Source organism: Bifidobacterium parmae (assembly GCF_002860365.1).
In the GTDB taxonomy this organism is placed as follows: domain Bacteria; phylum Actinomycetota; class Actinomycetes; order Actinomycetales; family Bifidobacteriaceae; genus Bifidobacterium; species Bifidobacterium parmae.
On the sequence record NZ_NMWT01000008.1, the window covers coordinates 57,154 to 68,995 of the forward strand.

General features: G+C 59.9%; 6 protein-coding genes. 4 read left to right on the forward strand and 2 right to left on the reverse strand.

Going from position 1 to position 11,842, the window contains the following annotated elements:
• Positions 1 to 41 precede the first annotated feature (41 nt).
• Both Uis4E_RS03785 and Uis4E_RS11650 read right to left on the reverse strand, forming a co-directional pair.
• On the reverse strand, positions 42 to 1,844 hold the full coding sequence (locus Uis4E_RS03785; RefSeq protein ID WP_165784834.1) for a proline--tRNA ligase: 1,803 nt from the start codon (positions 1,842 to 1,844) through the stop codon (positions 42 to 44).
• A 228-nt stretch (positions 1,845 to 2,072) separates the two neighbouring features.
• Complete coding sequence (locus Uis4E_RS11650) at positions 2,073 to 2,555, reverse strand: hypothetical protein (RefSeq protein WP_133125389.1); 483 nt, start codon at positions 2,553 to 2,555, stop codon at positions 2,073 to 2,075.
• Between the two features lie 62 nt (positions 2,556 to 2,617).
• Here Uis4E_RS11650 and Uis4E_RS03790 point away from each other — a divergent pair, with 62 nt between their 5' ends.
• The 4 genes from Uis4E_RS03790 (at position 2,618) to Uis4E_RS11655 (ending at position 11,837) form a co-directional block, all read left to right on the forward strand.
• Entirely contained in the window at positions 2,618 to 4,738 is a 2,121-nt protein-coding gene (locus tag Uis4E_RS03790; protein WP_101621929.1) for an SCO7613 C-terminal domain-containing membrane protein, read from the forward strand.
• Between the two features lie 543 nt (positions 4,739 to 5,281).
• Positions 5,282 to 6,229 carry a restriction endonuclease subunit M gene (locus Uis4E_RS03795; RefSeq protein WP_101621930.1) on the forward strand — a complete coding sequence of 316 codons (948 nt, stop codon included), beginning with the start codon at positions 5,282 to 5,284 and terminating at the stop codon, positions 6,227 to 6,229.
• 3 nt (positions 6,230 to 6,232) lie between these two features.
• Positions 6,233 to 10,249, forward strand: coding sequence for an Eco57I restriction-modification methylase domain-containing protein (locus Uis4E_RS03800; RefSeq protein WP_101621931.1), 4,017 nt, complete (start codon positions 6,233 to 6,235; stop codon positions 10,247 to 10,249).
• A gap of 22 nt (positions 10,250 to 10,271) precedes the next feature.
• Positions 10,272 to 11,837 carry a hypothetical protein gene (locus tag Uis4E_RS11655; RefSeq protein WP_133125390.1) on the forward strand — a complete coding sequence of 522 codons (1,566 nt, stop codon included), beginning with the start codon at positions 10,272 to 10,274 and terminating at the stop codon, positions 11,835 to 11,837.
• The last annotated feature ends 5 nt before the right edge of the window (positions 11,838 to 11,842 follow it).

Below are 11,842 nucleotides of genomic sequence, written 5' to 3' on the forward strand. Positions count from 1 at the left end.
TGGTGACGTCGCGGCGGCATCGCGGGCGCGACGGTCACGGCTCACAGGCGCTCGAGCAGCTCCTTGACGGCGTCGGCGGCCGGCACGACCACCTTGTTCCCGCCGTCGCGGTCGCGGATCTCGATGGTGCCGTCGTTGACGAAGTCGCGGCCGACCACGGCGATGACGGGCACGCCGATCAGCTCGGCGTCCTTGAACTTGACGCCCGGGGAGACCTTCTTGCGGTCGTCGTAGATGACCTCGACGCCGTTCGCCTCGAGCTCTTCGACCAGCCTCTCGGCGCCGTCGAACGCCTCGGCGTTCTTGCCGGTGGCGACCACGTGCACCTGGGCGGGGGCGCAGACCTTCGGCCAGGCGAGGCCGCGCTCGTCGTGATGGGTCTCGGCGATGCAGGCGAGCACGCGGGAGACGCCGATGCCGTAGCAGCCCATCCACACGGGGACGGCCTTGCCGTTCTGGTCGAGGACCTTGAGGCCCAGCGCCTTCGAATACTTGAGACCGAGCTGGAAGACCTGGCCGATCTCGACGCCGCGTTCGAAGCTCAACGGGCCGGAGCCGTCCGGGCTCATGTCGCCGTGGCGCACCTCGACGGCCTCGACGGTGCCGTCGGCCTCGAAGTCGCGGCCGTAGACGAGATCGTAGTAGTCGACCTCGTTCTCGTCGGCGCCCGTGTACCAGGCGGAGCCCTTGACCACGTGGGCGTCCACGAAGTAGCGGCACGGGTTCTCGACGCCGGCCTTCTCGGCCTGCGGGCCGAGCACCATCGGTCCGATGTAGCCGAGCACCAGCTCCGGGTGCTTCTTGAGGTCGTCCTCGGTGGCCTCTTCGATCTCGGCGGGCGCGAACTGCGCTTCGAGACGCTTCATGTCGACCGTGCGGTCGCCGGGCACGCCGACGACGACGACCTCGCGCCACGGCTCGTCGTGGTCCTCGTCCTCGGGGTGCTTGATGGTGATCGCCACGTTCTTGAGGATGTCGGAGGCGGCCCATTCGCGGCCGTCCGTGCGCGGATGGTCGGCGTTGGCGCGTTCGATCATCTTGTCGATGGTCTTCGCGTCCGGCGTGGCCTCCTTGTGCGCGGCCGGGGTGGCGGAGCAGTCGATCTCGGGCAGTTCGGGCGTGTGCAGCGCCTCCACGTTCCACGCCTTGCCGGACGGGGCGAGCGCGAACGTGTCCTCGCCGATCGGCATCGGCGCGAGGAACTCCTCGGACGCGGAGCCGCCCATCGGGCCGGACATCGCGAACACCGGCACGTACTTGAGGTCGAGACGCTGGAAGACGCGCTCGTAGGCGCCGCGCTCGTCGTAGTACGCCTTCTTCAGGCCCTCCTCGTCGATGTTGAACGAGTAGGCGTCCTTCATGACGAACTCGCGGCCGCGGATCAGGCCGGCGCGCGGACGGAACTCGTCGCGGTACTTGGTCTGGATCTGGTAGAGGACGACCGGCAGATCCTTGTAGGACGAGTACATGTCCTTGACGAGGAGGGTGAACATCTCCTCATGGGTGGGGGCGAGCAGGTAGTCGGCCTTGTGGCGGTCCTTGAGACGGAAGATGTTGTCGCCGTACTCCTCCCAGCGGTGGGTGGCCTCGTACGGTTCGCGCGGCAGCAGGGCCGGGAAGTGCACCTCCTGGGCGCCGATGCCGGCCATCTCCTCGCGGATGATCTCCTCGATCTTGTTGAGGACCTTGAGGCCCAGCGGCAGCCAGGTCCAGATGCCGGGCGCGGCCTTGCGGATGTAGCCGGCGCGCTGCAGCAGCTTCGCCGAATCGACGTCGGCGTCGGCGGGGTCCTCACGCAGCGTGCGCAGGAACAGGGTGGACATACGAAGGGTATTGGAAGTCATAGGCTCCAAGATATTCAACTCAACCGACAACACCAGGTCGCCGACGGCACATCAGCCGACCAACGGCACCCCAGGTCGCCGATTGCGCACCAGCCGACCGACAGCACCCAGCCAACCGACGGCACCCAGCCAACCGACGCACCCGGGGCTTCATACCTCGCCGCCATCCAGCGCGACTATTCCCGGGAATCACCCCACCCATCCGGGAACCATTGCACTGACGCCGTCTCAGCACAAGAAATCCCGGAAAATCACCGCACCATCCGGGAATAGTTGCGCTGACGCCAGCTCAGCACAACTATTCCCGGACGGAGCCACATATTCCCGGGAAAAATTGCGCCGAGACGACCTACGGGCGGCCGCTCCACGGAAACGCGGCCGCAATCGCAACTGGATGGAACATCGGATAGTGACCGCAATCGCTATCACGTGGCTGACGATTCTTGGAATTTCGTCAGCCACGTGGGAGAATGGAAGGGGACATACGAAGGGGACGAGCAATGACGCAACAGCAATCACCGCAACAGGCGCAACCAGCACAACCAGCACAAGCGCCGCCATCCGCGCAATCACCAGCACCGGCGCGATTCCCGCAATCGCCGGCGGCGCCGCAACCACAGCAGTCACAGCAACCACAGGCGGCACCGGGATTCCCCCAATCACCGACGCCACCGGCACCAGCACAACCGCAACCAGCACAACCGCAACCATCCGCTCGACCGGACGCGACCGCGCAACCTCCGCGCCGGTCCACCATCCAGACGCTGCTGCTCGTGCTCGGCGTCGCACTCGTCGTCATCGCCGTGTTCGCGTTCGCATGGTTCGCATACGGGCTGCTCGGCGACGTGGGCCGTGCCGCCTGCGTGCTCGTCGTCGGCGCGATCGCGGTCGGCGTGGCCGTCGCGCTCACGCCGCGGCTGCGCGTCACCGCGGAGGGACTCGCGTGGGCGGGACTCATCGCGCTCGCCATCGGCGCGATCCTCATCTCCACGATCGGCGGACCGCGCGTCTCCGGCGAACTCGCGTCGCTCGCCGCCGGCGCGCTGCTATTCACCGTCGCGGGCGTGGGTCTCGGACTGCGGCGTATCCCGTTGCCCTGCGGATTGCCGCCGTTGCGCGCGTACTCGTTGTACGCCGTGTTCGCGATGCCGGTCGCCGTCATGCTGATGGCGACCGCGCTGCCGATTCCGGACCATGCGCAACGTTTCACCATCGAGAGTGCGCTCGCGGGCGTCACGGCGATCCTGCTCGCGGCGCTGTCGTCCACAGACGCGCGCCGCCGCGCACCGGACTTCGAACGCATCGCCGCGCTCGTCGTCGCCACGGTGGCGCTCGTCCTCGCGTCGGTCGCGTTCGTGACGACCGTCGACTACGGGCATGACCTGTGGGCGTCGGCGGCGCTGCTGCCCGTCGTGGTCGTCGCGTGGGTGGGTGTGATCACCGTCACCTACGTGCGCACGATGACGCGCACCGGACGGCCGCTGCCGACCGGACTGCGGTTCGTGCCGGTCAGCGCGATCATCTGGGTGCTGGCGGTCTCGACCACGCTGATTCTGCGTATGCTGCCGACGTCGATGGACTTGGAGACCCGACGCATGTGGGCGTATCTGCCGGCGATCCTCGTGGCCACCGCTGCGGCGATCGCCGCATGCGCGCTGCCGACACGCGCGGTTACGACGGAAACGGTCCCGACGAATACCGTCCCGACAAACGCCGTCCCGACGGAAACGGTCCCGACAAATACCGTCCCGACGAACGCTGTCCCGTCGAACGCGGCCGAAGCGGGAGCGCGGCGCTTCGCGGTGAGCACAGCGGAACGGGTGGCGGCGGCGTTGAACGGTTCGACGGTGCTGCTCATCATGGTGTGCGGCGAATTCGGACGTGAGGGGATTCCGCCGCTCGTGACATCGATGGCCGCGTTCGTGGGTCTGCTCGCCGCGACGACCTTCGCGTGGATGCGTGCGACCGTGCCGACGCGCAAGCCCGAACGGGTGCGGCGCGAGACCACGGCGCGTCCGACGGGACCGTATACGATGACTCCGCCTCTGATGGGACCGTATCCGGAAGGGCCATACGCCGTGACACCACAGCCGGTACCGCAGCAACCGGTACCGCAGCAACCGGTACCGCAGCAGGCGGCGGCGCCCCGACCGGCGTTGTATCCGGACCCATCTCCGGCGGCGCAATATCCGGCGGCACAGTGTCCGCCGTCGCCGTACCCGCCTGCGTACGCGAATTCGCCGTATCCGACGACGCCGTATCCGTCGGCACCGAACCCGATGCAGCATCCGCTGATGACGCAACCGTCGATCGCGCAACCGACGATGTCGCAGCCGCAGGGCGTGATGGTGACGAAGGCGCGGGGCGTGGATTTCGTCGGCGTGATCGTCACGTCGTTCACCGTGTTGGCGACCGTGTTCCTGTTCTTCGATACGCTGATTTCGCCGCGGCCGTATGCGCCGGCCGATCTCATCTGCGGCGCGGTCGGCGTGGTGACGTTGGCCGCCGGCGTCCGATGGATGATGGCGTGGCCGCACGTGCGCAGTTGGACGGCTCTATGGCCGGGACTCACCCTGCTGATGGCGCCGTCATTGCTGGTGAGCTGGACTTCCCCGCTGTCGTTCCCGCGGGCGCTCATCTTGTTCGGACTCGCGTTGGCCGTATTGTTGTGGGGCGCGATTCGAGGGCTTCAGGCTCCGCTCATCTACGGCACGGTGGTGCTTGTGGTGCATCTGGTCACCGTGTTGTGGCCGTGGCTGGCCGTGTTCTCGCGACAGTTCTGGTGGGTGTGGCTGCTCATCGGCGGTGTGATCCTCATCGTGGCGGCCGCCCGCTACGAGGCGAGCCTGAGGACGATGCGCACGCTGGCCACCCGCATCGGCCAGCTACGCTGAGTCGGGGCCGCCGTGCGGTAGCTGCGGTAGCTGCGGTAGCTGCGGTAGTGGATGCGACGGCTACGTGGTTCGCCGGACGTCGGTTCGGCCGGCTCGGATTCTACCGATGCGAGTTGGCCGACTCGCATCAAATGGGTGGGGCTGGTCGAACGACCTGAGTGAACGACCCGAACGACGTCGCATTCTGAAAAACGCCACAGTCCCTTACCTGCACTGTAAAGACGCAATGTGAAGATGGCCACGATATGAGGGCGCGTATCCCATCATCTTCATCAGGGGGAGACTGGAGCCCCGGCCCCGACCGTACCTTGTCAGCCACCTATGCGGTGTTCCGCCACGCTGTCAACCGTCATGGACAGGCACCACATCCATGAACACGTCAATATCGTGGGGCTCGCCGCAAGCACACGCCACGGAGAATCCCGTGGAGCAACGTCGCATCACACGAATACGGCCAATGACAAGCTGGTGTCCAATTGGACACTCTGGACCAGTGAATTGTTATATTTGATAGGCATGGAACCATAGGACGAGGAGCGGAACTTGCGCATCATTGACAAACTTGATGTGAACGAGTACGAGCTGGACGCCCGGCTCCTCGACATGTTGCTGACAGACAAGACCACGGGAGACACCATCCGATGGTGCACCGATGGATACCGATCATTGGGTGACGGATACGCCGCCTACGACATGATGACACGTGATTCCGTTACGGCGGGCAGCGCCGCGGTCGTCATGCCTCGCGCCGCGAAGCCTGTCGAGGAACAGCTTCGGCGCACTAGGGTCAACGCCGAGGTGTTCACGCCGGCATGGGTGTGCAACGTGCAGAACAATGCGGTGGATGACGCTTGGTTCGGAAGACCTTTTGTGTTCAATATTCCCCGTGGACAGACTTGGATTCCCACCCGCCGCCGTGTGGTGTTCAATGACGGCAGGACCTGGACCGGTTACGTGGATGAGCGCGTGCTTGAGGTCACGTGCGGGGAAGCCCCCTACCTGACAAGTCGGTATGATGCCGTTACGGGCTCGCTTATCCCGGTCCGGGAACGGATAGGACTGCTCGACCGCAAGCTGCGCGTCGTCGCGGAGAACGCCGCCGATGACGCCGAATGGCTGAAATGGTCATTGCGTGCCTTCGAAAGTTCCTACGGTTATGACTATCAGGGGGACAGCGTGCTGCTGGCCAGAGAGAACCTGCTGGCCACATACTGCGATGCGTTCGCGGAACGGTTCGGACGCCGTCCGACCGCCGCGGAACTGCGCCGAGTGGCCAACGTGATCGCTTGGAACATATGGCAGATGGACGGCTCGGATTCCACGGTACCCTATGCATTCACGGAAGTACCCAAACCGCACTCAGCAATTGGATTGTTTGATGCGCAACTGGATGAACCGGCCACTATGCGTGTGCCCGTGAAGGCGAAGGTCTACGATTGGCGGGCGAGGCGACCTGAGACGTTCGAGTCGACGATGACCGGGAGGAATTGATCCATGGAAGGACGACAGCAGACCAATACCGACGGCGGTTTCGTCTCCACGTCCCGCTATCGGCTGATTTACGTGTTCGCCATCGACGATGACGCACACCAAGGGATGTTGAAGATCGGCGACACCTCGATCGATACCGATAGGACCATCGACCAGCTGCCACCGAACTGTGCGCCGTTGAACGATGCAGCCCATGCACGCATCCGGCAGTACACGAACACGGCCGGCATCTCCTATGAGTTGCTGCATACGGAACTTGCCGTGGCCACGAGACGTCTTCAGGACGGGACCACCGTGCTGAAGGCATTCAGAGACCTTGACGTGCATGCGGTTCTGGAGCACTCCGGACACCATCACAAAGCGGTCAACGGCACCACGGGCAGAGAATGGTACAGCCTTGACCTCGGCTGTGCCAAAGACGCGATCGCCGCGGTCAAGGCAGGCCGCGCCAATCTCGCTGGCACTGCCGCCAAGGCGGAGGACCGTACCCCGATTGTGTTCCGTCAGGAGCAGAAGAACGCAATCAACGAGACCCTGAAGAGGTTCAGAAAAGCCGATCGTTATCTATGGAACGCGAAGATGCGTTTCGGCAAGACGCTGTCCGCTTTGGAGGTGATTCGGCGGGCGGGATTCGCACGCACGATCATCATGACGCATCGTCCGGTGGTGGATAAAGGCTGGTACGAGGATTTCACGAAGATCTTCGGCCCAGATGACGACTACCTGTACGGCTCGCACGCCACCGGCTACGATTTGGGGACACTGCTCGATAGCGGCGAGAAATTCGTGTACTTCGCGTCCATTCAGGATCTGCGCGGCTCCAAACGTGTGGGAGGCAAGTACGACAAGAACGATGACGTGTTCGACACCGTATGGGATCTGGTCATCGTCGACGAGGCGCATGAGGGAACGACGACCGCTCTGGGCGACGATGTCATCTCGCAGGTGTTCAAGGAGCACCTGCACCGCACGAAGTTCCTCGCCCTGTCCGGCACCGCGTTCAACATCATCTCCGAATACGGTGACGAGGACGTGTACACGTGGGACTACGTCATGGAACAGGAGATGAAGTCCGAATGGGACGAACGGCACTTCGGCGACCATAACCCCTATGACGACCTGCCGGAACTGCGTATCTACACCTACGATCTTGCCGATATCCTCCACAACGAACGATACATCGCCATCGACGACAAGGCGTTCAACTTCAGGGAGTTCTTCCGCACGTGGACGGGAGAGGCGGCGCGAGACCACGATCCGATGCCGGTGACCGCGAAGGTGGGCGATTTCGTGCATGAGCAGGACGTCGTGAGCTTCCTGAACCTGATGACGACGCCTTCATCCGACAGCGCGTACCCGTTTTCGACTCCGCAATACCGCGACCTGTTCCACCACACGTTCTGGCTGGTCCCCGGAGTCAAGGAGGCGTTGGCGCTCCAACGGCTTATGGAGCAGCATCCCGTGTTCGGCAACGGCGCGTTCGACATCATCAACGTCGCGGGCGACGGCGATCCGGATGACCCGTCCGGGGAAGCGTTGCAGACGGTACAGGATCGCATCGCGGCCGCGGGAAGCGACGGATACACCATCACCTTGTCCTGCGGCAAGCTCACCACGGGCGTGACCGTGCCGGAATGGACCGGCTGTTTCATGCTCGCCGGCGCGTACAGCACTTCGGCATCCAGTTACCTGCAGACCATCTTCCGTGTCCAATCCCCCTACCGTGACGAGGACGGGAAAGTGAAGGAGACCTGCTACGTGTTCGATTTCGCGCCGGACCGCACGCTGAAAATGGTCACCCGCGCGGTTTCCGTCTCCGCCAAAGCGGGCAGAACCGGGGAAAGCGACAAGACCATTCTCGGCAAATTCCTCAACTACTGCCCCGTCATTGCCGTAAGCGGCTCAAGGATGAAGCAATACAGTACCAGCCGTCTGCTGCAACAGCTCAAACGCGCATATGCGGAGCGCGCCGTCCGCAACGGCTTCGACGACCCATGCCTATACAACAACGAACTGCTGCGTCTGAACGATGTGGACATCAAGGAGTTCAACGAGCTCAAGGCAGTGGTCGGGGAGAACAAGGAACAGAAGCAGATCAACAATATCCAGATCAACGCACAGGGACTGACGGAGGAGGAGTACGAGCAGCAGGAGAAGCTCTCCCGCAAGCCGAAGAGGAATCTCTCCCCGGAGGAGAAGGCCGTGCTCGACAAGCTGAACAAGGCGAAGACGCAGCGCCGCAACGCGATCAAAATCCTCTCGCAGATCTCGGTGCGCATACCGCTGCTCATCTACGGGGCGGACGTCCCCTATGACGACGACATCAGCCTTGACCGGTTCGTGCAGCTCGTGGACAATACGTCGTGGGCGGAGTTCATGCCCAAGGGCGTCACCAAACGCGTGTTCCGCAGATTCGAGAAATACTATGACCAGGAGGTGTTCGTCGCCGCCGGCCGGCATATCCGCAATCAGGCGAAATACGCGGATACCCTGCCGCCGACGGAACGCGTCCAGCGCATCGCGGCCCTGTTCTCCATGTTCAAGAACCCGGACAAGGAGACCGTGCTCACCCCATGGCGCGTCGTCAACATGCACATGTCCGACTGTCTGGGCGGATGGTGCTTCTTCGACGAGGATTTCGCGTATCCTTTGGAGAAGGGGCCACGTTTCGTGGACAGGGGCGAAATCACCCATCGCATCTTCGACACCGTGTCGAGCCGCGTATTGGAGATCAATTCGAAGACCGGCCTGTACCCGTTGTACATGGCGTACAGCCTGTTCCGGCAACGGCTCGACGGCGAGCTCACCGACGTGCCGTTGGACGAGCAGCGCTACACGTGGAACCGTGTGGTGGCGAGCAACGTGTTCGTCATCTGCAAGACGCCGATGGCGGAGGCCATCACCCGCCGCACGCTCCTCGGCTACACCGGGGCCGAAGCCAACATCCGTCACGCCGACCAGCTCGAAGGCGTGCTGGAGACCGAGACCGAACGATTCATCAACCGGATCAGCCGATCCGCCTACTGGAAGAAGACCGGCAAGAACATGAAATGGACGACCTGCGTCGGCAATCCCCCGTATCAGAAGACCGATGGAGGCCACGGCGCCTCCGCGAGCCCCGTCTATCAGGATTTCGTCGAGACGGCGATCGCGTTGAAGCCCGAATACGTGTCGATGATCACGCCGTCCCGATGGTTCTCCGGCGGCAAGGGGCTCGATGGCTACCGCGCCCGCATGCTCCATGACCATCACATGAAGCTGCTCGTCGACTTCCCGAAGCTCTACGAGCCGTTCCCGGCCGTCAAGATCAGGGGCGGCATTTCCTACTTCCTGTGGGATCGCGACCATGACGGTCCATGCGCCGTGCAGACCATGGAGGACGGCAAACCCGTGGGGAAACCGGTCGAACGGTACCTCGACGCGTATGACGTGCTCATCCGACGCAACGAGGCCGTGCCGATCCTCGACAAGGTGATGAGACACAACGAAATCACCCTCGACAAACGTGTCTCCGCTCGTAAGCCCTTCGGTCTTCCGACCAACTTCCATGGTTCCGACACCGACGACGGCATGTTCGAGCCGGTACGGCTCTACGCCTCGCAGAGCGTCGAGTGGGTCACCCGCGCGGAGATCACCACCAACGCGGATTGGATCGACGACTGGAAGGTGCTAGTCACCCGTGTACAAGGTACCAGCGGCAGCGTGGAGACCAAGTTCCTCTCCAACCCCATCGTGGCCGGCCCCGGCAGCGCCTGCACCGAGACCTATCTCGTCGCCGGACGGTTCGACAACGAACGGGAAGCGAACGGGTACGCCTCCTATCTGCGCACCCGGTTCGCACGATTCCTCATCTCCCTGCGCAAAGTCACACAAGATTCATCTCGAAACGTCTATGCCTTCGTGCCCGACCTTGACGACTACGGCCACGAATGGACCGACGCCATGCTCTACGAGCGTTATGAGCTGAACGATCGGGATATCGCCTACATCGAGTCCACCGTCAAACCATTTGAGGATTAATATCAATTAATACGTTCAAAATATGAATAAGAATAACTTACTTAAAGTAAAACAGTTCTTCAAAGACAAAGTAGAAGAGTATTGGAAAATAAGCAAAACCAAGCTGACAAAAATAACAATATTGCTGATAAAGCAATTGATTAAGTTGAAACTGCTAATCACAGGAAGGCTTATCACGCTCCCACTATACACTGGGATGATTGTATGTGTGATAGTATTTTCAATTTGGCCACCTCTTCTATTCTCATTTTCCACTCCCAACGGAACAGGCTCAGCGCTTACGATGAGCCTCGGCTTAATAAGCGTACTATCTTTTGTCATAGGTTTTATGAATCCCGCCATCGACAAGAACGACGACCAGTTCTTAGGCAGCGGAAGGAGAAGGACCCTCGTAGAGAACTCAATGTGGTTTCGAATAATCACATCCCCAAGCTACCGCCTTCTTTTAGTATCCCTGATCCTTGTCCCTATATTAAGTAAAGTATTACTCATACTCAGTATGAACAATAAGTTGAATATACATATTCCACATTTACTGTCAAAAAGTTTCACCTATAATGAAATACTACCAATAGCAGCATTCCATTCTTCAACCAATGAAACAATTAGCATATTCATGCGTTTCTGGATAGCAGATTACACTCTTTGTATTATCGTATTGGTAGCGCTCGTTTGGAAATGCCTACAGATTCTTTCTTTAAAAGCCCTTGGACGAGATCAGGAAAAATCCGAGACAATTATACTTGACAATTATATCTATGAATATCAACGAACATTTATCGACAACATCACTACGGAACGCCGCAATCGCAACCACCCAGAGTTCATCGATCCGTCACCAACCGCAAGACTAATCAATAACGACATTATTGATTGGAAAGAGGATTCGACCATATCATCCGCCGACATATTGCGAATCTTGGACTTGGTTTGGAATGGACGAGATGAATTCGACCGGTACCAACCCAAAAAGAACATCAATGACATCTTCTATTCATTGTTGAATATAAGAAACCCACATCACCACGACGATTCACGTATAGACGACTACAACGATCCACACCACGACGATACTGCAAGCACCCATAAAGAGAAGGCTCAATACCACATAATCATGATGGCAAAAACTGTCAATCACGAAAACGCTTTATATGTGCGAGATTATCTGGCCGAAAAATGGAGCCTTACCGAATTTAGAGACATTAAACAATATGATGGCGACATGGACTCCTCTGCCAATATCAACAATTCCTCTTACCAAGAAGTGTTATACAGGTCACTTGAGTCTGACTTGCTTTTCTTGCAAACACAAATTAAAGCAAAACCAGAATTGAATGATTGTTTTTGCTGGGGTTATAATAATCTAGAGAAGAATTATGAAGGTTGGGTTGGATGCACAATAATCCATGGCTATATCAACGCCATATCCGATAAAGATAAACCCGTAGAGCTTACTAAACTTCATGATAAACTTCTTTATTTTAAAGTGATTTCAGCTGAAGATGGCACTTTAACCAAAGTTATAGACTCATACGACCAAAAGCTCCAAAGACAGATTCAATATCTATCAAGCGATAGAACGAATTAATTTAT

Coding starts and splice junctions, on each gene's coding strand:
- Uis4E_RS03785 (WP_165784834.1), bottom strand. CDS start 1,844: ATGACTTCCAATACCCTTCGTATGTCCACCCTGTTCCTGCGCACGCTG.
- Uis4E_RS11650 (WP_133125389.1), bottom strand. CDS start 2,555: ATGGTTGCGGTTGTGCTGGTTGCGGTTGTGCTGGTGCCGGTGGCGTCG.
- Uis4E_RS03800 (WP_101621931.1), top strand. CDS start 6,233: ATGGAAGGACGACAGCAGACCAATACCGACGGCGGTTTCGTCTCCACG.
- Uis4E_RS11655 (WP_133125390.1), top strand. CDS start 10,272: ATGAATAAGAATAACTTACTTAAAGTAAAACAGTTCTTCAAAGACAAA.